Annotated in this window: 21 protein-coding genes and 2 pseudogenes; 11 read left to right on the forward strand and 12 right to left on the reverse strand. The window is 68.8% G+C overall.

The features are described from left to right. Nucleotides 1-35 precede the first annotated feature (35 nt). Nucleotides 36-1,526 (forward strand): arabinofuranosidase catalytic domain-containing protein, encoded by a 1,491-nt coding sequence (locus ACIQHQ_RS08970; protein ID WP_402611080.1) that lies wholly within the window; start codon nucleotides 36-38, stop codon nucleotides 1,524-1,526. 29 nt (nucleotides 1,527-1,555) lie between these two features. Then, nucleotides 1,556-2,890: a ricin-type beta-trefoil lectin domain protein gene (locus ACIQHQ_RS08975; protein ID WP_402611081.1), complete on the forward strand. Its 1,335-nt coding sequence runs from the start codon at nucleotides 1,556-1,558 to the stop codon at nucleotides 2,888-2,890. A gap of 604 nt (nucleotides 2,891-3,494) precedes the next feature. Here ACIQHQ_RS08975 and ACIQHQ_RS08980 read toward each other — a convergent pair. Then, nucleotides 3,495-5,201 carry a ThuA domain-containing protein gene (locus ACIQHQ_RS08980; protein ID WP_402611082.1) on the reverse strand — a complete coding sequence of 569 codons (1,707 nt, stop codon included), beginning with the start codon at nucleotides 5,199-5,201 and terminating at the stop codon, nucleotides 3,495-3,497. A gap of 29 nt (nucleotides 5,202-5,230) precedes the next feature. After that, nucleotides 5,231-8,074 carry a carbohydrate-binding protein gene (locus ACIQHQ_RS08985; protein WP_402611083.1) on the reverse strand — a complete coding sequence of 948 codons (2,844 nt, stop codon included), beginning with the start codon at nucleotides 8,072-8,074 and terminating at the stop codon, nucleotides 5,231-5,233. Nucleotides 8,075-9,075: 1,001 nt separating this feature from the next. Here ACIQHQ_RS08985 and ACIQHQ_RS08990 point away from each other — a divergent pair. From ACIQHQ_RS08990 to ACIQHQ_RS09015, 6 genes are all read left to right on the forward strand, one after another. Next, nucleotides 9,076-10,026, forward strand: a complete 951-nt coding sequence (locus ACIQHQ_RS08990) for a DUF6615 family protein (RefSeq protein WP_402611084.1) — start codon at nucleotides 9,076-9,078, stop codon at nucleotides 10,024-10,026. A gap of 662 nt (nucleotides 10,027-10,688) precedes the next feature. Beyond that, nucleotides 10,689-11,165, forward strand: coding sequence for a VOC family protein (locus ACIQHQ_RS08995; protein WP_391692302.1), 477 nt, complete (start codon nucleotides 10,689-10,691; stop codon nucleotides 11,163-11,165). Between the two features lie 100 nt (nucleotides 11,166-11,265). Continuing rightward, nucleotides 11,266-11,721 (forward strand): hypothetical protein, encoded by a 456-nt coding sequence (locus tag ACIQHQ_RS09000; protein WP_402611085.1) that lies wholly within the window; start codon nucleotides 11,266-11,268, stop codon nucleotides 11,719-11,721. An 81-nt stretch (nucleotides 11,722-11,802) separates the two neighbouring features. Further along, entirely contained in the window at nucleotides 11,803-12,711 is a 909-nt protein-coding gene (locus tag ACIQHQ_RS09005; RefSeq protein ID WP_402611086.1) for a pyridoxamine 5'-phosphate oxidase family protein, read from the forward strand. A 42-nt stretch (nucleotides 12,712-12,753) separates the two neighbouring features. Then, the gene (locus ACIQHQ_RS09010) at nucleotides 12,754-12,945 is read left to right on the forward strand and encodes a ferredoxin (RefSeq protein ID WP_402611087.1); all 192 of its coding nucleotides are present in this window, start codon (nucleotides 12,754-12,756) and stop codon (nucleotides 12,943-12,945) included. After that, a complete protein-coding gene (locus ACIQHQ_RS09015) occupies nucleotides 12,909-14,159 on the forward strand; it encodes an NAD(P)/FAD-dependent oxidoreductase (RefSeq protein ID WP_402611088.1) in 1,251 nt (416 codons plus the stop codon). Before ACIQHQ_RS09010 ends, ACIQHQ_RS09015 begins: the two co-directional genes overlap by 37 nt. 105 nt (nucleotides 14,160-14,264) lie before the next feature. On the opposite strand, the pseudogene ACIQHQ_RS09020 reads toward ACIQHQ_RS09015, so the two are convergent. The 6 genes and pseudogenes from ACIQHQ_RS09020 to ACIQHQ_RS09045 all read right to left on the reverse strand — a co-directional run. After that, a pseudogene (locus tag ACIQHQ_RS09020) lies at nucleotides 14,265-14,396 on the reverse strand (DUF4158 domain-containing protein); the annotation flags it as partial. Nucleotides 14,397-14,715: 319 nt separating this feature from the next. Beyond that, nucleotides 14,716-15,054 (reverse strand): hypothetical protein, encoded by a 339-nt coding sequence (locus ACIQHQ_RS09025; RefSeq protein ID WP_402611089.1) that lies wholly within the window; start codon nucleotides 15,052-15,054, stop codon nucleotides 14,716-14,718. Nucleotides 15,055-15,337: 283 nt separating this feature from the next. Beyond that, on the reverse strand, nucleotides 15,338-15,574 hold the full coding sequence (locus ACIQHQ_RS09030) for a hypothetical protein (protein WP_402611090.1): 237 nt from the start codon (nucleotides 15,572-15,574) through the stop codon (nucleotides 15,338-15,340). Between the two features lie 234 nt (nucleotides 15,575-15,808). Next, nucleotides 15,809-16,906 carry an ABC transporter permease subunit gene (locus ACIQHQ_RS09035; RefSeq protein WP_402611091.1) on the reverse strand — a complete coding sequence of 366 codons (1,098 nt, stop codon included), beginning with the start codon at nucleotides 16,904-16,906 and terminating at the stop codon, nucleotides 15,809-15,811. After that, nucleotides 16,903-17,835: an ABC transporter ATP-binding protein gene (locus tag ACIQHQ_RS09040; RefSeq protein WP_402611618.1), complete on the reverse strand. Its 933-nt coding sequence runs from the start codon at nucleotides 17,833-17,835 to the stop codon at nucleotides 16,903-16,905. The genes ACIQHQ_RS09035 and ACIQHQ_RS09040 overlap by 4 nt, the downstream gene beginning before the upstream one ends. A gap of 4 nt (nucleotides 17,836-17,839) precedes the next feature. After that, on the reverse strand, nucleotides 17,840-18,277 hold the full coding sequence (locus tag ACIQHQ_RS09045; protein WP_402611092.1) for a GntR family transcriptional regulator: 438 nt from the start codon (nucleotides 18,275-18,277) through the stop codon (nucleotides 17,840-17,842). Between the two features lie 215 nt (nucleotides 18,278-18,492). Here ACIQHQ_RS09045 and ACIQHQ_RS09050 point away from each other — a divergent pair, with 215 nt between their 5' ends. Together ACIQHQ_RS09050 and ACIQHQ_RS09055 are read left to right on the forward strand one after the other, a co-directional pair. Continuing rightward, nucleotides 18,493-19,227, forward strand: a complete 735-nt coding sequence (locus ACIQHQ_RS09050; RefSeq protein WP_402611093.1) for a YqjF family protein — start codon at nucleotides 18,493-18,495, stop codon at nucleotides 19,225-19,227. Nucleotides 19,228-19,241: 14 nt separating this feature from the next. Beyond that, nucleotides 19,242-19,995 (forward strand): annotated as a pseudogene (locus ACIQHQ_RS09055) (hypothetical protein). Between the two features lie 563 nt (nucleotides 19,996-20,558). Here the strand turns inward: ACIQHQ_RS09055 and ACIQHQ_RS09060 are convergent. Together ACIQHQ_RS09060 and ACIQHQ_RS09065 are read right to left on the reverse strand one after the other, a co-directional pair. Continuing rightward, nucleotides 20,559-20,945, reverse strand: coding sequence for an STAS domain-containing protein (locus ACIQHQ_RS09060; RefSeq protein WP_402611094.1), 387 nt, complete (start codon nucleotides 20,943-20,945; stop codon nucleotides 20,559-20,561). Between the two features lie 28 nt (nucleotides 20,946-20,973). After that, nucleotides 20,974-22,191, reverse strand: coding sequence for a PP2C family protein-serine/threonine phosphatase (locus ACIQHQ_RS09065; RefSeq protein WP_402611095.1), 1,218 nt, complete (start codon nucleotides 22,189-22,191; stop codon nucleotides 20,974-20,976). 829 nt (nucleotides 22,192-23,020) lie between these two features. Between ACIQHQ_RS09065 and ACIQHQ_RS09070 the strand changes: the two genes are divergently transcribed. Continuing rightward, on the forward strand, nucleotides 23,021-23,719 hold the full coding sequence (locus ACIQHQ_RS09070; protein ID WP_402611096.1) for an SDR family oxidoreductase: 699 nt from the start codon (nucleotides 23,021-23,023) through the stop codon (nucleotides 23,717-23,719). 104 nt (nucleotides 23,720-23,823) lie between these two features. Here the strand turns inward: ACIQHQ_RS09070 and ACIQHQ_RS09075 are convergent, their stop codons facing one another. Continuing rightward, nucleotides 23,824-24,948, reverse strand: coding sequence for an alpha-hydroxy acid oxidase (locus ACIQHQ_RS09075; RefSeq protein WP_402611097.1), 1,125 nt, complete (start codon nucleotides 24,946-24,948; stop codon nucleotides 23,824-23,826). A 20-nt stretch (nucleotides 24,949-24,968) separates the two neighbouring features. Continuing rightward, nucleotides 24,969-26,303 (reverse strand): PLP-dependent aminotransferase family protein, encoded by a 1,335-nt coding sequence (locus tag ACIQHQ_RS09080; RefSeq protein ID WP_402611098.1) that lies wholly within the window; start codon nucleotides 26,301-26,303, stop codon nucleotides 24,969-24,971. Nucleotides 26,304-26,306: the final 3 nt, after the last annotated feature.

Consider the following 26,306-nt stretch of genomic DNA (forward strand, 5'->3'; position numbering starts at 1 on the left):
GGGCAACCCTCCCTACGAACAGGTGAGGAACCGCCATGGTGTTTCGGATACCTCGGCCCCGCCGCTACGGACGGCTGTCCGCGCTGGGCACCGTCCTGGCGCTGGTCGCCGTCGGCGCCACCGCGGTGGCGGCACCGATCGAGCCGGGGCAGAGCGCCCCCGTCGTGGGCGCGCAGTCCGGCCGCTGCCTGACCGTCCCCGGCGCCACCGCCAACGGCACCCAGACCCAACTCGGGGACTGCACCGGCGCGGCCGGCCAGACCTGGACCTACACCGCCGGCAAACAACTGACCGTCTCCGGCAACAAGTGCCTCGACGCCAGCGGACGCGGCACCACCAACGGCACCCCGGTCATCATCTGGGACTGCAACGGCCAGAACAACCAGCAGTGGAACGTCAACCCCAACGGCACCATCACCGGCGTCCATTCCGGACTGTGCCTCGACGCCAACGCCGGCGGCACCGCCAACGGCACCAGAATCACCCTCTGGTCCTGCCACGGCGGTACCAACCAGCAGTGGAACTCGCCGGTCCCGCCGCCGAACCCGCCGGTGCCGGGCGGCGCGGGCACGTGCGACATCTACGCCTCGGGCGGCACCCCCTGCATCGCCGCCCACAGCACCGTACGAGCGCTCTACGGCACCTACAACGGCAACCTCTACCAGGTCCGTCGCTCGTCCGACAGCACGACCCGGAACATCGGCGTCCGGAGCGCGGGTGGGACCGCCGACGCGACGACGCAGGACTCGTTCTGCGCGGGGACCACCTGTGTCATCACCGTCGTCTACGACCAGTCCGGCCGCGGGAACGACCTGTGGTACCAGGGGTCGAGTGTGGTTCCCGGATCCAGCCAGAGCCGCCCGGCGATCGCGACGTCGGAGTCGCTGGCGGTCGGCGGCAGCAAGGCCTACTCGCTCTACATCAACCCCGGCAACAGCTACTGGCGGGACGGCCACCTGACCGGCGTGCCCACCGGCAGCGCTCCCGAAGGCATGTACATGGTGACCAGCGGCACCCATGTCAACGGCGGCTGCTGCTTCGACTACGGCAACAGTGAGACGACCCGGGCGGCCGACGCGGCCGGGGCGATGGACGCGATCAATTTCAGCACCCAGTGCTGGTTCGGTGGCTGCGCCGGCTCCGGCCCATGGGTCCAGGCCGACCTCGAATGGGGGCTCTACTCCGGTGGCAGTCAGACCTGGAACACGAACCAGCGGGCCTTAACCAGCAAGTTCGTGACGGCGATGTTGAAGAACAACGGGACGAGCCGTTTCGCGCTCAAAGGTGGCAACGGCCAGACCGGAAGCCTGACAACGCTCTGGGACGGCGCGCTTCCGCCCGGCTACAGCCCCATGAAGAAGCAGGGCGCCATCATCCTCGGCAGCGGCGGTGACTGCTGCAAGCCCGGCGGCGGCGCGAACCTCAGCGCCGGCACCTTCTACGAGGGCGCGATGGTGTCCGGATACCCGTCCGACGCGACCGAGAACGCGGTACAAGCCAACATCGTCGCCGCCGGCTACCGCTGAGTCGCTCCATCCATGAAGGGAGAAATGTGATGCGACAAGGCAACAATCGTCACCGATGGCGCACGCCGATCGCCGTGGCCATCACGCTCTTACTCGCCGCGGCCGGCATCAGCGGCATCGGATTGACGTCCGCCGCCGCCGAGGTCCACTCCGTCGCCGCGAGCGCCGGATGTGGCAAGCCCCCCACGCTGTCGAGCGGTCCGCGCACGATTCAGAGCAGCGGCAGGACGCGGAACTACATCCTGCGGGTGCCCGCCAACTACGACAGCAACCGCCCGTACCGACTGGTCTTCGGTTTCCACTGGAACGGCGGCACCGCGGGCGACGTCGACTCCGGCGGAACCAGCGGATATTCCTGGTCGTACTACGGCCTGCGGGCGCTCTCGAACGACAGCACGATCTTCGTCGCCCCCCAGGGCCTGGGGAACGGCTGGGCCAACTCCAATGGCCAGGATCTGACCTTCGTGGACGACATGATCAGGCAGATCGACGCGGGCCTGTGTGTCGACACGAACCAGCGCTTCGCCGGTGGCTTCAGCTACGGCGGCGGCATGAGTTTCGCACTCGCGTGCGCCCGGCCGACAGTGTTCCGCGCGGTCGCCGTCTACGCGGGCGGACAGTTGAGCGGGTGCAACGGCGGCACCCAGCCGGTCGCGTACATCGGACTGCACGGCTTGCGGGACCCGGTGCTCCCGATCTCCACGGGACGTTCGCTGCGGGACAGGTTCGTGCGGAACAACGGCTGCACTCCCCAGAACCCGCCGGAGCCGGCACGGGGCAGCCTCACGCACGTCGTCACGACCTACTCGGGGTGCCGCGCCGGCTACCCCGTGGCATGGGCCGCGTTCGACGCGGGTCATACGCCCGGTCCTGTCGATGGATCGGCCGGCGACTACGAACCGGGTGAGAGGTCGTGGACCCGGGCGGTGGTGTGGAACTTCTTCACGCAGTTCGACGACACGACGCCCACCCCGCCGCCGGACCCGGCCACGTTCCGGCTGCGCAACGAGGGTTCGGGCCGGTGCCTGGACGTCGACGGCGCAAACGGGGCCAACGGCACACCGATGATCATCTGGGACTGCCACGGCAACGCCAACCAGCAGTTCACCCAAAATGGTGCGGCGCTGCAGGTGCTGGGCAAGTGCCTGAACGTTCCGCCGGACGCCGCCGCCGGCACGCGGGTTCAGATCCAGGACTGCACCGGTGGCGCGAGCCAGCAGTGGGTCTTCAACGGCAACGGCACGATCCGCAACGGTCAGAACGGGTTGTGCCTGGACGTCAACGGCGCGAGCACCGCCAACGGCTCCGCGGTCATCGTGTGGAGCTGCCACGACGGCGCCAACCAGCGCTGGACGCGGGCATAGACGCACGAGTGAAGGCGGTACGTGACATCACGTGCCGCCTTCACTCCCTCCGTGGCGAGCGCTGGGCGCACCACTCCATCACCGTGGTCTTACCGATTACCGAGGGGCCCGGAGATGAGACGGATCTTCATGACGGTCGCCACGGTGCTCGCCATCACTGTGGCGTCGCTCGGACGGCCGGCGGTCGCGTCGCCACGGCGCGGCGGCGCGGCGGAGGCAGTGACCCGGTCGGGACCATCTCGATGGTCGACTGCGTGAAGCAGCGGTACCCCGAGTGGATCCCGCCAGGATCTTCCGTCGGCCGACCCGGCGTTCGTCGATGAGTGGTACACGCGGAACATGTACTTCAGCGGCTCCCAGCGCCCGAAATCCTGACGCGCCGCCGTATCCTCACCACGCGGGCCGAGCCCGCACTCGCCGCCGCGGCGGTCCTTCAGGCGGGGGCGCACGCGCATGCGCCGGGCGTCCCGGCCTGCTCGTGAGCACGTACTCGGCCCTGCCCGCACCGGAGCGCGGCACAGCCTGACGTCAGCCACCCCGGCCCTGGGAACTCCGAAGGGCCACCGCACAGTGGCAGGTGGCCCTTCCAGCGTGCCGCGTCAGCTCAGGGCAGGGTCCATTTCTGGTTGGCTCCGCCGCGGCAGGTCCACAGGTGCACGAGGGTGCCGTCCGAGGAGTTGGCGCCCGACACGTCCAGGCACTTGCCCGACTGCGGGTTCCGCAGCGACCCGTCCGGGTTCGCCTGCCAGTTCTGGTTGGCGCCACCGTGGCAGGACCACAACTGGACTCTCGCCCCGTCCGCCGTGCTGTTACCGCTGACATCCAGGCACTTGCCCAACGCCTTGATCGTCGACCCCGGCGTCACCGTCCACTTCTGCCCCGCCGAGCCCGTACACGACGAGATCTGCACCGCCGTGCCGTCCGCCGAGCTGCCGTTACGGACGTCCAGACACTTACCCGCGAGCCCCACGATCGGACCCGCGCCGGGTGTCGGGCCGCCGCCCAGCTCCTTGATCCGGACGTTGCGGAACGATACGTCGTCCCCCGTGCCGTGATTCTGGATGCCGACGTGGCCGGCGAGCGAGCGGGCGGGGTCGGTGTTGGTGAAGTCGTTGATCTTCACGCCGTTGAGCCACACCTGGAGCCGCTCGCCCTCCACCAGCAACTCGAAGGTGTTCCACTCGCCCGGTGGGTTGAGTGCCGCGTCCCGGGCAGCCGTGTCCGGGGCTTTGACGGCGTAGATCGAGCCAGTCGTGCGGTCAGGCGCGTCGGTGGCGTCGATCTGGACCTCGTAGCCGTTGTTCAGTGCCGACGACGGGTCGCTCGACGGTGGGAAGCCCACGATCACGCCGGAGTTGTCGTCGCCGGGCATCTTCCAGTCCAGCTTCAGCGAGTAGTTGGTGAACTGCCGGGCGCTGTACCAGAGCATGCCCATGCCGCCGTGCGAGGCGAGGGTGGCGTCCGAGTTGGTGAAGCCTCCTGGGCCGGCCTGCGACCAGCCGGTGGTCGAGCCGTTGTAGAGGGTCGTATAGCCGGTCTCGGGCCGGCAGTCGGCCTTGGCCCGGCCTGCCGCGTACCGGATGCCGCCGAGCAGGTGCGCCCGGAACGCCGGCTCCGCGTACGACGCCTGGCTGTGCCCGCCGCCGGTGTAGAAGGCCCGGCCACCCGAGTGGGTCTTGCACCAGGAGTGCGGGTGGTCGGCGCCCATCGAGCCGCCCGAATACGACGACTCGTCCAGCGTGGTGAGCACGCGCGCGGTGGTACGGGGGTTGGCCCGGAAGTTGTACCACTCGTCGGTGCGGGTCCATGTCTGCGGCAGGTGGGCGGTCGCCGCGTGCGCCCGCCCCTCCACCTTGATGTTGGCCTGCTGGACAGCGGGGTGCGAGGCGAAGTAGGCGCCGACCAGATCGCCGTAGAACGGCCAGTTGTGCTCCGTGTCCGCGGCCGAGTGGACGCCGACGAAGCCGCCGCCGGAGCCGATGTACGACTGGAACGCCGACTGCTGGGAGTCGTTCAGAACGTCGCCGGTGGTGTTGAGGAAGATCACCGCCTCGTAACGGCTCAGGTTGCCGGTGGTGAAGTGGTTGCCGTCCTCCGTGGCCGTCACCGTGAAACTGTTCGCCGCGCCGAGGTCTCGCACGGCCTGGATCCCTGCCGGGATCGAGTCGTGCCGGAAACCTGCCGTCTTGGAGAACACGAGGACGTCGTAGGGGGCGTCCGCGGCATGGGCGGGGTTGGGCTGCCCGAGGAGGGCCAGGGCGGCGAGTGTCGCGGTCGCCCCACCAAGCAGGGTTCGGAGTTGTCTGCGCATGTCCGTCGCTCTCTTCTGGATGACAGGAATCAGGGCAGGGTCCACTTCTGGTTTGCTCCGCCGTGGCAGGTCCACAGGTGCACGAGGGTGCCGTCCGCGGAGTTGGACCCCGACACGTCCAGGCACTTGCCCGACTGCGGGTTCCGCAGCGCCCCGTCCGGGTTCGCCTGCCAGTTCTGGTTGGCGCCACCGTTGCAGGACCACAACTGGACCTTCGCCCCGTCGGCCGTGCTGTTACCGCTGACATCCAGGCACTTGCCCAACGCCTTGACCGTCGACCCCGGCGTCACCGTCCACTGCTGCCTCGCCGAGCCCGTGCACGACGAGATCTGCACCGCCGTCCCGTCCGCCGAGCCGCCGTCACGGACATCCAGGCACTTGCCCCCGAGCCCCACGATCGGACCCGCGCCGGGCGTCGGCCCGCCGCCGGGATTGAAGGTGAACGCGTCGATGTCGAAGAGGAATCCGGAGCCCCCGGCGAAGGTCAGGTAGAGCGTGGTGGTGCCGGCCGGCGCACCGGAGATGGAGCCGCCCACGGTGGTGAAGTTCGTCCACGAGCCGGTGACCGGGACGGTGGCGGATCCGAGGATGGTGCCGGTCGGCGAGCCGGCCCGAACCTGCAACGTGCCGCCCGCGCCACCTGACGACACCCGGGCGCTGAACGACGTGGCGTTGCTCAGCTGGTACGGCTCGAACGCGATCCAGTCGCCGTTCTCGATGTTACCGACGGACTTGCCGCCCTCGGCGGTCGACTTGTCCAGGACGGCGATGCCGGACGATGTCTTGTAGTGCTCGGCCTGCCGGTGCTTCGGCTGCAGGACGTGCTGCGTGTGCGTGGTGAGCCCGGCGTTGTCGGTGTACTCGGCATCGAAGACCCCGAAGATGTTCGCCGCGTCGTCGTGCTCACCGTCGACCGGGATGGTGATCGTGCCGGAGCAACCGGTCTTCGAGGTGATCGGGTGGCCGTGGCTGTCGTGACCGACGATGTACGTCAGTTTGACCTTGGCACAGTCGACGGTGCCGTCCTCCGGATCCGTCACGGTGAGACGGTACGGCACGGTGTCACCGAAGGCGAAGATCTCCCCCGCGGCCGGGCTGTTGATGGTCACGGTCGGCGCGGTGTTGCCGACGGTGATCCGCACGTCGGCGGTCCCGGTGGCACCCTCCGGGTCGCGCACGGTCAGCGTGGCCGTGTAGTTGCCGTTCGTGTCGTACGTCTTCGTCGGGTTGGCGGCGGTGGAGCTGGTGCCGTCACCGAAGCTCCACGCATAGGTCAGTGCCCCACCATCGGGGTCGGATGAGCCGGCCGAGGAGAAGGTCACGGTCAGCGGCGCCGCGCCGGAGGTCCGGTTGGCGCCGGCCATCGCCGTGGGCGCCCGGTTGCCGCCGCCGACGTAGTCGAAGCGGTAGAGGGCGGAGTACTGGTCGCCCTGGTACAGCCCGGCGCCGTAGTCCAGCACGTAGTAGGAGCCGTCCGGGCCGAACGCCGAGTCGATCACCTGCTTGCCGGTCCAGGGGAAGCTGTCGATGGTCCCCGGGGAGCCGTCGGCGTTGAGGTGGATCGGCTTGATCCAGCCGCGGCCGAACTCCGTGGCGAAGAACTGCCCGTCGAACGACTGCGGGAACTTCGTGGGCGAGCTGAGGTTGGGGTCGTACCGGTACACCGGGCCCGCCATCGGTGACTCCGAGCCGCCGCCGAACGCCGGCGGGCTGCCGGCCTCGCCGCCGTAACGGATCCAGGCGGCCTTCGCGGGCGGCAGCGTGCTCAGGCCGGTGTTGCGGAACGAGTTGTTCGTCGGGCCGCCCGAGCAGTTGTACTTCGCGCCCGCCGAGTTGGTGGCGAAGTCCCACTCGGCGTACGTCTCGGAGCTCGTGTTCGTGCCGGTGCAGTACGGCCAGCCGTAGAAGCCCGGGCCCGTGACGCGGTTGAACTCGACCTGGCCCTGCGGCCCGCGCGCCGAGGTGGCGCCGGCATCGGGGCCGTAGTCGCCGACGTAGACGATGCCGGTGGCCTTGTCCACGCTCATCCGGAACGGGTTGCGCAGGCCCATCGCGTAGATCTCCGGGCGGGTCCTGGCCGTGCCGGGCGGGAACATGTTGCCTGCCGGGATCGAGTACGACCCGTTCTCGTTCACCTTGATGCGGAGGATCTTGCCGCGCAGGTCGTTGGTGTTGGCGGCGGTGCGCTGCGCGTCGAACGCCGGGTTGCGGTTGGACCGCTCGTCGAGTGGGGAATACCCGGCGGACTCGAACGGGTTGGTGTCGTCGCCGGTGGACAGGTACAGGTTGCCTGCCGCGTCGAAGTCGATGTCTCCGCCGGCGTGGCAGCAGATGCCTCGGTCGGCCGACACGTCGAGGATGTCCACTTTGCTGGACTGGTTGATCGTGAAGTCGGCATTGAGCGTGAACCGGGAAAGCCGGTTGACACCCTGCCACGTCGTCCAGTTGCCGTTGGTGGTCGGTGCGTCGCCTCCTGGTGTGGACAGCGGCGGGGCGTAGTAGAGGTAGATGTGCCGGTTGGTGGCGAAACCCGGGTCGATGCCGATGCCCTGCAGGCCGTCCTCGTCGTGCGCGTATACGGGGATGCTGCCGATCACCTTGGTGGTGCCGCCCGCATCCGTGCGGCGCACGGTCCCGTTGCGAGCGGTATGCAGCACCGACCGGTCGGCGAGTACGGCCAGCGACATCGGCTCACCGACCTCCGCGACTCCGCGGGCCAGTTGGACCTGCTGGAAGTCGGCGGGGTTGATCGGGTGTGCCGAGGCCGGGGCCGCACTGGACAAGGCCGCGCTGAGAGTGGCCGCGACCAGGAGCAGAGCCGAACCGATGGCCGGCCAACGCGCGGCTGCAGCCCTCCTGATTCTCATGAACATGACAATGCACTCCCCTTCCTGAACAGGTGGCTGCCAGGCTTGGGGCGCGCGCTGCCGCGCCGATGCCGTAGCGGGATGTCGCCGCTTGGGCCCGCCAGGTGTGCTTCAGCAGGCCACTACGCCGAGCGGGGCCGAGCGGGGGCAACCGCTCGGAACAGTAGAAGTCGATGGCTACCGCGCTGTCGGGTCACATCGACGACCGTGAAGGTCTGCCGGCAAGGCTAGAAGACTTCAGCCCGATGTGTCCACACTTCCCTCCGGACCAGCCAGGGTTTGGTCTGTTGAGGAGGAAAATCACGAAGGGCCCGAGCCCTGTCAGGACTCGGTGCCATCTCATGGTCCACGTGGTCTTCGGCGCGGTCAAGATCGGCATCACAGGACGCCAGACCCGCGAGGACCGCATCGCCCGCCTGCAGGGCTCGGGCTGGGCAGTGGTGCGCACCTTGGCTGTTCGGCACTGGCGCGGCCGCCTACTGCGTCGAGCAGACCGTGCTGAAGCAGTTGCGCGCCGAGGGCACGGCCCTTACCTGACCGTCGAGCGGATGCCCGCCGGCGGATGGACCGAGACCTTCGACGCCGCCGCTGTGACCGCGGCCCGCGCTGTGCCGCATGGTCACCCATGCCCTGCCCCTGCCACCGGTGTAGGGACTCGCAGAGATGGCGGGGCCGGGGCTCGGCCCCGCCTTCCGCGTACCGAGAAGGGCGAATGGGGAGCGCCTTGGGCGGTGTGGGAGTTCAACGTGGCGCATCACTGGCAGCGGCGGTGTCTGCACCCATGTCGCAGCATGCCCGGTGCGCAAGAGCAGCTTGAGGGCACGGGCGGGTCCTGACTCTGGCACAGCCACGAAGAAGAAGTACGGCCCCCTCGCTGAGGGGCGAACACATATCCTCACCGTGTACACCGACTTGCCGTCCCAGCGATCCGAGGGCTCCGCCGCTGACTGGGTACCCAATCGGTTCTCCGAGCGATCCATTGACAGCACGAGCAGGCCAGGACACACGTGACCAACACTGAACTACGCTCCGCACTCGTCCGGGGACGTGAAGCGGTAGATGAAACCGTCGCGTTCTGGCTGACTGTCAACGGCAAGTGGGAGGAAGAGACCGCCACGGCACGTCTGTGTGAGCAGTCTGCTCCGTACCTGCGCCCCATCACGTTCAACCGGCCCCAGGAGGCACGCATCGGCGCCGACTGGTTGTGGTGGTTCATCGATCGGGACACCGATAGGTGCTTCGGCATGCTCTGTCAGGCGAAAAATCTGAAGAAGGACGGCAAACGCTGGACGATCGGCTTTGACCAGGCCAACAAGAACGGCATGCAGATCAAACTCTTGCTGAGCGCGGCGGACTCATTGGATGTCCCCGCCACTTATATCTTGTACTGCGGCAACGAAGAGTACAGAGCAGGCCTTCAGTGCCGGGCACATTCGACAAGCGACTGCACGATCTGCCCTCGCGCAGGTGTCTCAGTGCTCTCCGCGCTCGGCGCCGAGTACCTGTATGACCGTGACCCCACCGGCTGCGCGGTGACAGCCTTTCAACGGTCCCAGCCGCTGGAGGACTTGGTCGCACCAAAGGCACCCGACGGCGCTATGTGGGAAACGAACTTCGAGAGCTGTACCGGCGACGTACAGAAGTTCCTCAACCAACCGCAGTACGGTGCGGCGCGTGTCGCCAAACAGCTATTCGATCAGGTATCAGCCCTGCGCAGCACGGTTTTCACCAAGGCTCACCCCTCGTTCGAACTCGCCGTCGTACCGCGAGGGAATCCAGTCTATGACCTCCTCCCTGCCGACCGAGGGCACTTCTCTCGACCCTACTTCCGCGATGTGCTGAGGGGCCTGCGCCGCAGTGTCCCGCAATACGTCCGCGACGCTGAGGCCGGACGAGTCGACCGTCTGCCTGCCGAGGTAACGGCTGCCGTGGACAAGATCATCATCACCTATTTGTGAAGGCAGCTCCGCTCTACTACTGCTGCCCTACGAGCCCCGCGGGGCCGCTTCCGTGCAACTGTCATGCTCGCCCGTCGAAAGACTCCGCCAGCGAGTTCACCCACGGAGGTCGATTCCCGCGCTGTCGTAGATCGTTTCCCGCCTCGCGGCGGGTCATCGCAGCGCCGCCGCCACCAGCCTGCGGATCTCTGCGTCGGACACGCTTCCGCCGCCGCGCACTTGGCCGGATTGCAACCGCTCGACGAGCGCCGGACTGCGCGGCGGCGAGCTACCTCCGCCGGGAGGTCACCAAGCGACGTTGCCCCGGTCGTGGACATGTGTCCGTCCAGCAGCACTCCGCGCATCCGGGGATCAGCAGCCGGATCGGCGACCCGCGCGGAGGGCATCGTGGCCGCATAGCCCGGCGGCACATGCCGCTGGGCGTGCGTGGCAGGCGCCAACTTTCCGCCAACCATGCGGCATGAAAGTCATCCACGACACGGCGGCCGCCACACCGCCGCGGTCCATCACCCACCCGCCACTTTCGGGCGCGGCCTTCCGCTCGGCCGTCCGGCCCTCGGTCGCTGAGACGAATGACGGGGCAGGGCCGGTGCGTGCCGGCTCACCCCACCTCGGGGTCGCCCGACCCGATCCCGTCCAGGATCCCTCTGCCAAGGAGAACCATGACCACGACCCAGCCCTCGCCAGGTCCGGTGACCGCAGCCGCCACCGGCCATGTCGGGCTCAACGTCACCGACGTGACCCGTTCGATCCATTTCTACCAGCAGGTCTTCGGCTTCGACCTGCTCGGCGAGAGCACCGAGGACGACCGCCGCTACGCCTTCCTCGGCCGTGGCGATCAACTCGTACTCACGCTGTGGCAGCAGAGTCGTGACGGCTTCGCCGCCGATCGGTCCGGACTGCACCATCTGTCGTTCAACGTGCCCACGCTGGACGACGTCCAAGCTGCTGTAGCCCGTCTGCAGGAACTCGGCACGCCCCTGATCTACGACAGGATTCTGGCCCACATGCCCGGCCTGGCATCTGGCGGCATCTTCTTCACCGATCCAGACGGCATCCGCATCGAGATCTGCACCGCCTCCGGACTCGAGCACCTCCCCACCCTTGAGGACGGCGCACCCAGCTGTGGTTTCTTCTGATGCCGCAGCACTACCACGAGGGTGAACTGGCGGTACAGGCACGGTCGAGCAGGCCGCGGCCATGGCCCGTACGTTCCGCACCAGCCTGCCTGCACCGTTGATGAGATTCCTTGCCACGCAGCGCTGGATCATCGTGGGCGCCACAGACACCGCAGGCCGCGTATGGGCGTCGCCCGTAGTCGGCGCACCCGGCTTCGTGCGTGCCGCCGACGAGACGACCGTACGGATCGACGCGCTCCCCTGTGACCAGCGATCCCTTGCGGAACCTGGCAGGCCGGCCGGCGGGAAGCGGGCCGGCCTGCTGGCCATCGACCTCGGCCGTCGCAACCGGGCTCGCATCAACGGCGCCCTCCGCCATGACGCCGGCGGAGTGGTCATGAGCGTCGAGCGGGCTTACCCCAACTGCATGAAGTACATCCAGCGCCGCGAGCGCGCCGCCTCCGGCGGGATCTTCTTCTTCGACCCGGACGGCATCCGGCTGGAGATTTTCACCCCGACCGGTGCCGACGTCGCCCCCGCCCCCAGCGGAACTGCCCCCACCTGCGGCTTCTTCTAAGTCGGCTCTCCGAGCCGATCACTGTCGGGGTGCCCGTCCGGCGCCCCGCCACACCAACACATGAGTATGGGAAGGGCGAGAGTGACGATCTACCACCCTGGTGAGGTCGAGGTACAACGTCGGGCTGGCCTTGAGTCCGCGGCCTCCTCGTCCGGCCAGGCCATCAAAGACACGATCCCGCCCATTGCGGCCGAGTTCCTCACCGCCCAGCCCATGGTGGTGATCGGCGGTACCGACCGCCACGGTCAGGTCTGGTCGTCCTTGCTCACTGGACCCGCTGGGTTCATGCGCGCGGCAGACGAGCGCACTCTCGCCATTGAGGCTCTGCCCGGACCACTCGATCCGCTGGCCGAACTGCTCTCAGACCAGGCCCATGTGGGAATGATCGCGATCGAGCCGGTCACACGCCGCCGGATGCGGATGAACGGCACCGCGAGCCCCGAGGGCGGCGGCCTGCGGGTCAACCTCGACCAAGTCTTCGCGAACTGCCCCAAGTACCTGCAGAAGCGCAAGCTCACGGTCCCCGCGACGGGGGCCGGACCCACAGGGGAGACCTCGGCGAGCAGGCAACCTGCCCTCACCGCAGCCCAGCAACTGCGGATCACCACGGCCGACACCTTCTTCGTGGCAACCGCCGACGAGCGCGGCAACGCCGACGCCTCGCACAGGGGCGGCAACCCCGGTTTCGTTGAGGTCCTCTCCCCCACCAAGCTGCGGTGGCCGGACTACGTCGGAAATGCCATGTTCATGACACTAGGCAACCTGCTGGTCAACCCCAAGGCCGGGCTGTTGATCCCGGACTGGGATTCCGGGTCCTTCCTCCACCTCACCGGCACTGCCTCGACCGACTGGAATCCGGAGCACGCAGCGCAGGTTCCCGGCGCGCAGCGCCTGGTGGAGTTCGACATCACCGAGGTCGTCGAGGTTTCCGGAGCCAGCCCGCTGCGCTGGAGCGCGCCGGAGTACTCCCGCTTCAACCCGGCGCCTTGAGCCCTCATTCACCCTGAACTCCGCCCTGAAAGGAAGGCTGCTGTGAAAATCGAGATCGACATGGACCTGTGCGACAGTCACGGACAGTGCGTCTTCGCCGCGCCCGAGGTGTTCTCATTCGATGAGAACGACTACGTGGTCTACGACGCGACTCCGGACGACACCCAGCACGAAGCAGTCGCCAGAGCGATTGCGACATGCCCGGTGCGGGCGATCCGCGTGGCCGACCACTGATGATGACGACGTGCCGTCAGCCTTCTCTCGGCATCATCGTGGTGGGCGCCTCGCTGGCCGGCCTGCGGGCCAGCGAGGCACTGCGCGCCCGGGGGTACCGAGGGCAGCTCACCTTGGTCGGCGACGAGCCCTACGCCCCATACGACCGCCCGCCGCTCTCCAAGGCGCTCCTCGCAGGAACTTCCGCCCCCGAGGCGCTCAGCTTCCCACTCGACCCGGACCTCGGTATCACGCTGCGCCTGGGAGTACCTGCAGTGCGCCTCGACCTGGACGCCCGGACCATCGAACTCGCTGACTCCACGCGATTGCCGTTTGCCGGCCTAGTGATCGCCACCGGCGCCGCGGCGCGCCCGTGGCCAGACCGCTTTCCACGCGGCGTACACACTTTGCGCGGCCGGGACGATGCGCTCGCTTTGCGCTCCCAACTCGACACCGAGGCAAGGCTGCTGGTCGTCGGCGGCGGCTTCATCGGCAGCGAGGTGGCCGCGACCGCACGGGAACTAGGGGCCCACGTCACTTTGGTCGAGGCCGAGTCCCAGCCCCTGCGGCGTGCGATGGGGGAAGAGGCCGGCCGGTTCCTGGCCGAGATCCACAGGGCCGCCGGGGTCGACCTCAAGACCGGCACCTCGGTCAGCTCATTCGCCGGTCTGGACCAGCTCACCGGGGCGACACTCTCCGACGGAACCGACCTCGACGCAACTGTCGCTGTCGTCGCCCTCGGCGCGGTCCCCAACACGGACTGGCTCGCTGACTCAGGCCTGCTACTCGACCGCGGGGTCGTCTGCGACACCTACTGCCGCGCCTTGCTGTCCGACGGCAGCCCCGCGCCTGCCGTGGTGGCGGCCGGGGACGTGGCCAAGTGGCCTCATCCCTGGGCTGGCGACAGCGCCATCTCCCTTGGGCACTGGAGCAACGCCATCGAGCAGGCGGAGGCTGCAGCAGCAACACTCCTGGCAAAGGAAGGCGAGCTGAGTCCCTATCTGCCCGTGCCGTCGTTCTGGTCCGACCAATACGGCGTGAGGTTCCGCTCCGTAGGCATTCCGGCCCTGGGTGACGAGGCGGAGGTTGTTGAGAGCGACTCCATCGCTCGGCGCCTTGAGGTCGTTTACTACCGCCAGGGGAACATGGTCGGGGTATTGACCGCCAACCGGATCAGCCGGATCGCAGGCCACCAACGCCGCCTGGCCGCTGAACTGGCGGCCGGTATCGAGTAATCCGTACACGTTCGGCGTGAACGTCGCCAAGGTCGACGCCTGCCGCAGGCAACGCGGCGGGCACGTCGTCGGGGACGAAGCCCAGCCAGACAGAGCGGACAGCTGCACGGCGGCGCCGAGCACGTTCTGGGATCGGCGGAACTTCCGCAGGAACGCCTCGTCGGCCGAGGTGAGGGTGAAGTGGCGGATCAGCTCGTCCTTGCCGATCGCTGGGAAGGAACGCAACCCCTCCAGCTCCTCATCCGAGAAAACACCCGCGTCGCCATCGCCCCGCCCCTCCCGTCACGGCCACCACTCACTTGGCCTCACGAGTCCGCCCCACGCCAGCAACGGAAGACGCGACCAAAGGGGAAAGGCCAGTTCAGGCCCTTGGCCCAGGCGCAACGTTGTTTTTTCGGCGAGAACTACTGGAACCCAAAATCGAAGGCGATCCCACGATCGGCATCGAGCGGCGGTCGGTACCGCCGGACCGCACCAGGGCTCTCGCGGAGAACCAGATCGCCGCCCTGTGGCGCCTCGACGTCGCGCTGCGGGAGAAGACGCAGTGGAAGATGCTTTACGAGTCCGCCGCACGGGCCGACGAGGCGCGGTCTTCGAGCGGGGTGCCGGTCATGCCGGCGAGGTTGCCTTGCATGGCTTCGCAGCAGCGGATTAGCGGCTGGAACTGAGGCGTGCGCGCGAGCCGCTCCGCGGCTTTGCGGCCGGCGGCCTTGAGCTTGATGCGTTCGGGCTTGTGGCTGGTGGTGACGGTGACCAATTCGCGTGAGACGAGGAAGGCCAGGAACTGCCGGTAGCGGTGGCCCCAGGGGCCGTAGCGATGGCGGACCATGGGCGCTTCGACCTCAGTGGAGTCCTGGGCCAAGAAGGCGTCACCGAGCGGCACGGCCTGCGGCATGGCGGCGTGGGCACGTTCCAGGAACCCTGGGTAGCGCAGGAAGAAGTGTTGTCGGGAGCGTGCTCGTCAGAGCCCCGGTCCAGATCCCGTCTGGACCGGGGCTCTCGGCGTTTTCACTGCCTGGCTGACCGTTGGCTCAGCCGACGCTCAACCCCGGACTGACGGGGCCGCCCTGCTCTGACGCCTCGCCTGGTGGGCAGCCGCGGGCCTAAGTCCCACCACAGGCGCTGACGACTCCGGCGGATCCGTCTCAAGCCGGCGTCGAGGTCTCCAGGTCCTCGACTTACTTGGTCGTCTGGTCGTCGAAGATCTCCTGGGTGTACCGGTCCATGGTCTTGGTGTCGACGCCGTCGCATGCGTCGGGGCGCTTGTCTTGTTCGCTCTTCTTGGCGTCCTTGTACTGCTTCTCCATGGCGGCCTTGCAGGCGGCGAGGTCGGGCTTGTCGCTGCTGCTGCTGCAGGCGGCTGTCGTAGCGGCGAGGGCGATCAGGACGGCTGTGATAGCTGTACGGGTGCGCATGTTTTCTCCTGGGACTGTTTGGCACTGATGGGAATCGTGCGGCAGGTGGGCGCCTGGTGAAGGTGCTGTGGCGGTGTGAACAGACGTCGCGGCCTGTTCGACGGGGTCGTCACCGGGGTGTCGGGGCCGCGGTTAGGGCCGCGGAGGTGAGCGGGGGCGTCGAAACCTCAAGCGCTCGTCGCCTTCGGCGGTTTGCGGAGAGGGGGTGCCCCCCGTGGGGGTGTGAACGGCTGTTCAGACGAGCCGCTTACGTCCCCAGATGAAGAGGAAGGCCACGGTGCCGGCGGTCAGGGCGAACAGAATCGATGCTCCGTACCACTGCATACTGCTCATCTGTGAGATGGGGATGTAGTCGATCGACGCGCCGACGATGTCCGCTTTCTTCATGCACGACGTGGTCGCCTCGTGCGACAGCGTGTCCGTGCACGTGGTCAGGTCGAACAGTTTCCCGCTGCCGCTGACATACGAGGTGTCGAGCACGTGCGCGGTGCGGGGCACCTCCGGAAAAGTGATGACCGAATCGCCGGGGCTGATGGGCTTGCTGGTGGCGGTGACGATGTCGCCGAGCGACAGCTTGAAGTAGCCCCAGACGGCCTGGAGGGCGACGGTGAATCCGAGGGTCACGACCATGGCCGCCAGCGTGCGGCGCAGGATCACACCGATCAGCACCCCGCCGAACACGGAAAGGAGGGCGAGGGCGACGGGCACCGGACCCGTGGTGTTGAAGAACTCCCGGGAGGTCCAGTCGATGTCCGCGTAATGGAGCTTGATGGGGTTCCACCACCAGGCGAACATTGCCGACAGCGTCACCGTGCTCACCGTCACCACCAGCCCGGCCAGTCCCAGCTTCGTGGCCAGCCAGCGGTTGCGGCTCACGGACTGGGCGGCGATCAGCTTGGCCGTGCCGCTCTCCAAATCACCCGCGAGCAGCGGGGCGCCGAGGAGGACACCGAGTATGACGGGTATCGCCGTGAGACCGGTGGTGACGGAAGAGAACGCGCCGACGTAGGGGTCGAACCGCCTTCCCGCCTCGTCGAGGTTCTTGGCGGGAAAGCCGTAGGCGTTGAGGAAGTCCATCAGCTGGGCGCGCTGGTAGATCATCCAGGCCACGCAGAGCACGGTGGCGGCGATGACGGTCCAGAACGCGGCCCGGTGCTGGCGCCAGACCAGCCACGTCATACCGCTGAGGCGGGGGCGCCGGGGGGCCTTCGTGGTGCTCGTGTTCCCCGCCCCGTGCCTGGGTCCGTTCCTGGTCGCGTTCATCGTCGCGTTCATCGTCCGGTTCGCCGTCCCGTTCCTGCCGTCGGTCGAGGGGTTGGTGAAGGTGCTCATGCCGCCACCGTCCCGGTGCCGAACGCCTGGCCCTGGACCTGGGCGGTGGGAGTGATCAGCGGTGGTGCGTCGGGTGAGCGGAGATAGGCGAGCAGGAGTTCCTCCATACTCGGGGCGGCCACCTCCCAGGGGCCGGTGGCCGGGCCCTCCGGGCGGATGAGCGCGGTGAACTGCCGTCCGCTGGTCCGGGCCTCCACGAGGGTGTGGTACCCGAGGACGGCGGGCAGACCCTCGCCCTCCCTGACCCCGGTGACCACGGTGTGCATGGCCATCAGCTCATCCACGTCACCGGCAAGGCGCACTCCGCCGCCGGAGACGACGACAAGGAAGTCACACACGTTCTCCAGCTCGGCGAGCACGTGCGTCGACATCACCACGGTGGTGCCACGCTCGCCGGCCTCGGCGAGGAGCGTGCCCATGAGTTCGTGGCGCACGACCGGGTCGAGGTCCGCCATCGGCTCGTCAAGCAGCAACAGGTCGGGACGCTTACCGAACGCGAGGGCGACCGCGACCCGGGTGCGCTGGCCACCGGAGAGGGTGCCGACCTTCGCATCGAAGGGCACATTGCCCGCGCGGACGATGTCCTCGGCGGCACGCTGGTCCCAGCCCGGGTTCAACTCCCGCCCCAGCCGCAGGGTCTCCGCCACGGTAAAGCGACGGAACAGCGGCTTGTCCTGCGCGAGGAAGGCCGTACGCCGACCCGACTCCACCGAACCCGGCGCCCCACCGAACAGACTGAGCGAGCCCTGCGTCGGCTTCAGAACATGGGCCGCGATGTTCAGCAGCGTCGTCTTGCCCGCCCCATTGGGGCCGACCAGCCCACAGATCGCGCCCGCCGGAAGCCGGAAGGTGCAGTCCCGCAGCGCCCAGCCCCGCCGGTAACGCATCCCCAGCCCGTGCGCCTCGAGCGCCGGCTCCCCCGCGTACATGACGTCACTCACCTGTGCTCCTCGTTGTCCTGGCCCCCGCGACCGCCGTGGCCCCGGTGACGTACTGCTGCTCCAGCGCCGACGCGACCAGCGCGGCCACGTCCTCCTGCTCCAGACCGGCCCCGGCCGCCTTCGACATCCACGCCACCAACTCCCCGTACAGCGGCGAGTCGGTGCCCGTCTCGGGGCGGCCCAGCGTGCGACGCACGAAGGTGCCCAGCCCCGGACGCGGTTCGACCAGACCCTCGCGCTCCAGCTCGCGGTACGCCTTGAGGGTGGTGTTCGGGTTGACCGCGCTCGTCTCGGAGACCTCCTTGGCCGTGGGCAGCCGGTCGCCCGGCACCAGAACGCCCAGCCGCAGGGCCTGCTTGGTCTGCTGCACGATCTGCTGGAAGGCGGGGACACCGCTCCGCCTGTCGATGCGGTACTCCACGGCCACCACTCCCCTCCATCATCATTCCACTACTCGATTAGTGGAATGATGATGGAAGGGAGTGACGGCAGTTGTCAACAGGGACCGCGTCCTGCGCTGCCGGGCGCTTCGCCCGCCGACGGTCGTGGAGGGTGAGCAGCAGACCTTTCGACTGGCGCCGTTCCACCCGCCGAGCGCCGGGCTCCGTGGGTTTCCTTTGATCGTGCGCGGGGGACCCGACGCCGGTGGTGGCACACAGGGCAGAGCAGCGGGTGCGCCTGCCGGCGCTGCGGGCGGGCTGGCTGACGCAGACGTTCGTCCACTGGCCGTTCCGGCCTGACGCGGTCCAGGCGCTCCTGCCCGGGGGACTGGTCGTGGACGAATACGAGGGGGCCGCCTGGGTGGGCCTCACCCCCTTTGTCATGGCGGACGTGCGACCACCTGGCGTTCCCGCCTCGCTGCCCGGCCTGCCGACGTTCGCGGAGACCAACCTGCGCACGTACGTACGGCACCATGACGGCCGGGACGGGCTCTGGTTCCTGTCCATCGAGGTCGCCTTCCCCCCGATGGTGGCGGCCCGCGCCATCGGCGCACCGTACAACCCGGGCACCCTCCGCGTGTCCACGGACGGGGACACCGTCTCGTACTCCGGTTCCCGATGGATCGGTGACGCCTCCTACCGGCTGGTCGTCCGGCCTGGCGACCCGATCGAGCCGACGGAGCGAGACGTGTGGCTGACCTCGCGCTGGCGGGCGTACACCCGCAGGCTCGGCATGCTCTGGCAGACGCCCGTCGAGCACGAGCCGTGGCCGCTGGCCATCGCCGGCGTCGATGTGCTGGAGGAGACGCTGACCGCCGCGGCGGGCCTCCGGGAAGCCCCCCTCGATGAGCCCTTGGTGCACTTCTCGGAAGGAGTCAGGTACGTACGGCTCGGGCCCTCCAGGCCGTGCCTCCAGGAGCGCATCTCCCAAACTTCCTGACTTTCCTTGCCGGCATGCCGGCAGCCGTCACGCGACGCCCGCGCGTGCGCTTCGACGGCTGGATCGCGGGCATGGAGTACCTCCTCCGGCGCCGGATCGTGCTCGGACACTGGCTGGGGTCGTCCTTCGGAGCGTTCAGTGACGTGATGCTGGAGTGGACCGACCATGACAGATTGCTGCTGGCCCCCACGCGGGAGACAGCGGACTTCATCAGCGGCACCTACGTCTGCGATACGGTCCGTGTCGTCCCGCTCGAGGTGAGCGTCGCGGACGACGCCTGGACCGTCACCGCCGGGCCACTCGACCTGCGTTTCACCACCGGCCTGCTAGGGCTTCTGTGCTTCGCGCTGCGGACCGTGCCCGGCGCGCTCGCCCGCCTTCCGGCATGGAGCCCGCTGACGGACCGGCCCGCCCGCCTGCTGCTGCCCGGCGTGCGCACCCGCGGCAGCACCGGCGGGGCCGCCGGGATGGGTACGTCGCCCGGGACCTGCTGCCGATCCGTGCCGTCTCGGCCGACTACGGAAGCGCGGACCTCGGCGCGACGGCACCCGTCGAGCCGCCCGTGCGCTTCGGGTTCGGTTCGGCGCCCAGGAACCCCTCCGTCACCCTCAGGTCACGACGACGGTCGACTCGGCCCGGAGTGAGGGCGCCTGGGCAGGGGTACCCGGCCGGAACCTACGGAGGGATGTCCCCCATCAGAGTGGTCGGCTTCCAGCAGAGCCACGCTCCTCTATACGCACGCCTACGCGAAACTCACCGTCACGCTGACCGACCCAGCCGACTCGTCGTGTATTCAGGCGACGGCGAACGGCACGGTCACCAACAACACCAGCAGCAGTGCCACCGACGAGTTCCACTCCGCCAGTCCCGTTGCCGGTGATCCGCGCCCCCTTTCCCAGGACCACGCTGGCGTCGCACCACCAGACCACGCCCGCTGGATCCCATAAGGGTCACCCCTTCGAAAGATGCCTTGCGCATGTAGTTGACGCTGACCACAAGGCCCGGAGCAAGGCGTAGCGTTGAGAAGGTGAGGACGGGGAACGTGACGGAACCCCGCCCTCACCCATGCCCCCGCATGGCTCCTCTCCACCGAACCCTGCATAACGGGTCAGGCGGCGCTTTTGCCACGGCGCCGTCCGCTGCAGGCGGGGCGTCGATGAGTTGCTCGCGGTTCATCTTTGACCGGCTTGCCGCCCGAGGCGATGGAGTAGGTGCGGTCGTTAGTAGACCGGCTCGATCGCGTCCACGTCGACGAAGTGCCTGATGTCGATGGTCTGCCAGCGGCCCGCATCTCGTCCGGCTCAGTTGTCACCGACGTCACTTCAGCCTCGTCAGAGGTGCTCAGGCAGTCCGTCGGGGACGGCGTCCACGGTGGGATAGCTGTGCAGTACCTGATCGGTGCCGGTCAGGGCCAGCATGTGCCGTACGCGTTCGCTGGGTGCGATCAGCACCAGGCCGGCGCCGGTGTGCCGGGCCGTGCGGTAGGCCGCTATCAGGCAGGTCAGCCCGGTGGAGTCCAAGAACGTGACGCCCGACAGGTCCACGAACACGCTGTGGCTGCTGCTGCGCAGGAGCGGCTGCAGGACGTCGGCGAGGCGCGAGGCGGTGTGCAGGTCGAGATCGCCGAGAACCCTCACGAGAAAGCGGTCGGCGTTCAGTGAGCGCACCTGCAGCTCCAGGGTGGCCTGCCGGTCGGAGGAGGCGGGTCTTGTGCTCATGACCACTTCCTTCCGTGCGGGCCCCGGATCACGGGGTCAGCTCCTGCTGGTGGCCGCCGCGCCACTCGGTGAGCAGCACGGTGGCGTCGTCGTCGAGCTTGCCGTCGTGATGGCCCAGCACCGCTGCCATCAGCCGGCGCAGCGTTTCGTGCAGGGTGTGCTCGCCGGAGTGGTGGCGCAGGATGAAGTCGATGAACCGGTCCCGTCCGAACTCTTGGCCCTGGGCGTCGCGGGCTTCGATGACGCCGTCGGTGTAGAGCAGCAGGCGGTCCCCGGGCTGTAGCTGCTCGGTGGCCTCGGTCACGGGCAGTCCGAGGTCGGCGCCCATGGGGCCGGCCGGGGGGCAGGCCAGTTCGGTGGTCCAGCGGTTGTCGCGCAGCAGGATTGGTAGGTGGTGGCCCCGGTTGACCCAGGTCAGCCGTCCGGTTTCCATGTCGAGGTCGGCGAGGATGCCGGTGACGTAACGGCTGGTGCCGAACTGCTCGATCAAAGTGTTCTCCATGTGCCGGCTGGTCTCGGCCAGCGAGGCGCCCTGGCGGCGGGCGTTGCGGCAGGCGGCCACCGCGACGTTCGCGGTAATCCCGGCAGTGGTGTCATGACCCATGGCGTCGAAGACGCCCAGGTGCAGGGTGCTGCCGGCCACGGCGTAGTCGAAGCTGTCACCACCAACACGGTAGGCGGGCTCCATCACCGCGCCCACGGTGGCTTCCTGTCCGGCGTAGGCGGGTGGTGGAGTGAGGTTCCACTGCATCTCCGCGGCCACATTCATCGCCTCGGTGCGCACCAGACGGGCGTAGGAGTCGCTGAAGGAGCGTTTGCTGAGCAGCAGGAGGGCGATCATCGATGCCAGGTCGCGCAATGCCTGACGAAGGGGTTCGTCGTCCGTGTCGGTGTCGGCCCGCAGCACGCCCAGGCGCTCCACGCCGTCGGTGATGGCCACCCACCACCGCCGCCGGCCGTCAGCACCGCCGCTCTCGCCCGGTTCGGCGAGGAGGGTCACGCGCTGATACGCATGGCCGGGCAGGCTGCCCTGGACGGAGAACTCCTGGCCGCCATCTCCGGCGTCCAGCCCCTGACCCGTCAGCTGACGCAGCACTGTCTCCCGGATGTCCACCACGAACACAGCCGTGTCATACATGCCGACTACAGCAGCGTGCTCGGCAATCAACCGTGGAAGCTGCTCAAGCGTGACAGTGTGGCTGGCTTGCATCAGCCGCACCAGCGAGGACGCCGCATCCTCAGCCATTCCCGCCGCCTACGACCAGGCAGCACCACGCCAGGGCGCCAGACTCCGACACAGCTACACGCCTCACGCGTGGGCCCCCTTCTTTTCGCCAGTTGAAGTAGGTACCCGTCCGTGCGCACCACAGACGTCCCCCCGGACAGCTCCCGAAAACGTGCGGGCAAACCACGGTTACCAGCCAAGCGCAGCACTGCCGGCCTTGCCACCTCACTCGGCCGCCGGTGCCATCCTGTCCCCACGCGAGCAGCGATCATGCTGTTGACCGGATGGCCGACTCGCCGGCCGGACGGAGGAGCGGGCTGGGTTGGCGCGTTCTCCCTCAGCCGACCTGGTGGTCGGCGCTGTCGCCGCCCGAGCACGGTGCCCTACACCCGGGCCGTGCGCCAGGCCCGCCGCCGGGTTGCACGAACACCGGAGTCGAAACGGCAAGGGGGCGAGGGGGACGACAGAACATTCGAAGTCCGCGGCACAAGCGTCCGCACCGTTCGAGCGCGCGGCGAGAGCGTGGAACATCAGCGCAGGGGGACTCGGCATGTAGCCCGTGAAGGAGCGAGCCGACGTGTCCAGCCTGAACCTTGTCCGGGGAGGGTGAGCGCGGCCCGGGTCCCATGCGCCGTGCCGGGCCAAACACGGCGGCCGAACATGCGGGTTCGGCCACTTCGTACGGCATCGTGGCCGGTCAACGATGGTGTACCGGCTCGGCGGGAAAACCTCTGGATATAGTGCAGGCGTTTCGGAGAACCGGCGGCGGCCCGGAGTCGGTCGACCTCGCGCACATCGACGTCGGCGACCCTGGAGGACCCCCGGTGACCACATCACTGAGGAGGCCGGCATGGAACCCGTCACGCTGATCACCGGTGGCTCGACCGGAATCGGCGCCGCCACCGCCCGCGCCCTGCTCAAACAGGGCCACCGGGTGGCCGTCACCGGACGTGACGCGGACAAACTGGCCGCCTTCGCCGCTTCGGCCGGAGCGGGCGGGCGACTGCTGACGATCACCGGCGACGCCGCCGACGAGCACCACGTCGCGTCCGCCGTGCGCCACGTTGTGGACGCGTGGGGCCGGCTGGACAACGTCATCGCCAACGCCGGTTTCTCGCTGCCCGGAAACCTGGAGAGCCACGCCCCCGAGGACATGCGCGCCATGGTCCTCACCAACGTCCTGGGCCCGGCCCTGCTCGTGCGGGAGACCCTGCCGCACCTCAGGGAGTCCAAGGGCCGGATCTTGATCATCGGTTCGGTCGCCGGGGTGCGCAACACGCCCGGCAACCTGTACTCGGTCACCAAGTGGGCCGCGCACGCGCTGGCCGAGAACACCCGGCTGCTGGTCGGCAAGGACGGGGTCGGCGTGACCGTCGTCGCCCCCGGGGTGGTGGATACCCCGTTCTGGGACAAGCGCGGCGGCACCCCCGAGGCGGCGCCGTCGATGACCGCCGAGCAGATCGCGGACACGATCGTCTTCGCCCTCAATCAGCCCGCGGGCGTGGACATCAACCACATCACCCTGCGGCCGGCCGGTCAGCTCGGCTGACGCCGCGCACTTGACAACCGTACGAAAAGGTTTCCTTGGCCCCCGCTGCGTACCACGCGGCGGGGGCCGAGGGAGCCTTTCGGCGTCCGCGTGGACGCGCGGCGTCAGGCGGAGAGGTGGCCACACCCGGGAAGGACCACCCCGGACCGCTCGAAGCCGGCCACGGTGGGTGCCCCCATCAGGGCCATGACCTCCTCGAACTCGCCCATGAGCAGCCGCAGGACGTCCGCGACGCCCTGCGCGCCGGAGTGGGCGAGCCCCCACAGGGCCGGGCGTCCGACCATCACCGCGTCCGCGCCCAGGCACAGGGCCTTGGCGATGTCGGCGCCGTGCCGGACCCCGCCGTCGAGGATCACCGCGCACCGCCCGGCGACGGCGTCCACGATCTCGGCGAGGGCGTCGGGGGCGCTGCGGGAGAAGTCCAGCTGGCGGCCACCGTGGTTGGAGACGACCAGCCCCGAGACGCCGTGCTTGACGGCCAGTTCGGCGTCCTCACCGGTGAGCACGCCCTTCAGCACCACAGGCAGGGAGGTCACTTCGCGCAGCCAGGCGAGATCCTCCCAGGTGATCGAGGCGTCGAACTGCTCCTTTGAGTGCCGGGCGATGGCCGACTCCCCGTTTTGGTTGTTGTGCGAGGCGGCCATCACGTCGTGCGCCACATTGACCGCCCGGATGCCCGGGGGCACCGCGAACCCGTTGGCGGCGTCACGGGGACGGAACGCCACCCTGGGCGCGTCGACGGTGAGGACCAGCGCGCGGAAACCGGCGGCGCCGGCCCGGCGGATCAAGTTCACCAGGAGGTCGCGGCGCTTGAGCCAGTACAGCTGCAGCCACAGCGGGCCGGTGGCCGCGGTGGCGATGTCCTCCAGCGTCCGGCTCGCGAACATGCTGACCGTGAACAGGGCGCCGGCCTCACCCGCGGCCCTCGCCGTCGCCACCTCGCCCTCCGGATGGGCGAGTTGGTGGTACGCCATGGGGGCGATGCCCAGGGGGGCGGCGAGGTCCGCCCCGAGCAGCTCGGTGCGGGGGTCGCAGTGGGAGACGTCGACGAGACAGCGCGGCCGCAGCCGGATCCGGTCCAGAGCCTCCCGTCCGGCCGTCAGCATCGACTCGGTGCCGCTGCCGCCCTCGAAGAAGTCCCACACCGGTCGCGGCAGCCGCTCCTTGGCCGCTGCCTCGTACTCGCGCAGCGCCAGCACCACATCTTCTCCGTTCGCCGTAATGGTCAAGGGGTGCGGGACACCGGCCGTCAGGCTGCGGTTCCGGTGCTCCGCGCGGTGATGAAGGCGGCCAGCCTGGCCATGCCCTCGATGATGGCCTCCGGGCTCTGCGCGCTGCACGACAGGCGCAGTTGGTGGGTGCCGCCGCCGTCCAGGTGGAAGTCGCTCATCGGAGTCCACAGCACGCCGTAGGTACGCGCGGACAACTCCAGGGCCTTGTGGTCGGCGGCGAAGGGCACGGTGACGACGGTGAAGAAGCCGCCGTCCGGACGGTTCCAGGAGATGCCGAGCTCGGCCCGGCGCTCCGCGGGGAAGTGCCGCTCCAGCTCGTCGAGGAGCGTGTCCATGTTCGTGCGGTAGTACGCGATGGCCCCGGCGTTCGCCTCGCGCAGCCGGCAGTCGCTCTCGATGAGCAGTCCGCCGATGACGGCCTGGCTGACGGCCGAGGTGTTGACGGTGGTCATGCTTTTGATCTTGGACAGCTCGTCGGCGAGCAGCGAGCGCCGGCCGCCCGGGCCGATGACCTCCTGGTCGGCGATGACGTAGCCCACCCGGGCGCCGGGCAGCGCCGTCTTGGCGAAGGAGCCCAGGTGCACCACGCGGCGGCCCGTGTCGAGGGCCTTGAGCGTGGGGCGGGCCGAGCCGGTCCGTACGAAGAAGCCGTAGGGGTCGTCCTCCAGGACGAGCAGATCCTCCTCCTGGGCCATCCGCAGCAGACGCTCGCGGTCCGGGAGGCTCATGCTGGTGCCGGACGGGTTGGCGAAGTCCGGGACGACGTAGAAGGCCCGAGGGCGTTCGCCGGCTTCCCTGGCGGCGCGCACGGCCGCCGCCACGGCCTCCGGGTCAGGACCGGCGGGGCCCTCGGGCACGGGCCGCACGCGGATGCCCAGGAGCCGGGCCACGCCGGTGATGCCCACGTAGCACGGCGAGCTGACCAGTAGCGTGTCCTCGGGAGCGGCGAAGAGCGCCCGCAGGGTGAGGAGCATGGCCTCCTGACAGCCGGTCGTCACCACGACGGCTTCCGGGGGTACCTCGATCCCCTCGTCGTTGGCGACCGTCCGGGCGATCAGCTCGTGGATGATCCCGTTGGTGCGGCCGTACTGGAACAGCTGGGTTCGCACCCGGTCGCGCGACCAGCCCAGGGTCTCTTCCAGGTGGCTGGTGTACGTGTGCAGGTGGCGCGCGAGGTCCTCCGGCTCGAAGTCGCCCTCGGTGGGCCGGCCGGGCGCGAAGGAGATGGCCTGAGGAAAGCGGCCGACGACCTCGTTGAGGAAGTTCATGGCGTCGAGGACCGGGTCGCTGAGCGACCCGTGCAGCTCGCCGAGCGCCAGGGCCTGCGGGGACGGCGGGGCGGCTTGTGTCACCGC

The organism is Streptomyces sp. NPDC092370, from assembly GCF_044755265.1.
Classification (GTDB): domain Bacteria; phylum Actinomycetota; class Actinomycetes; order Streptomycetales; family Streptomycetaceae; genus Streptomyces.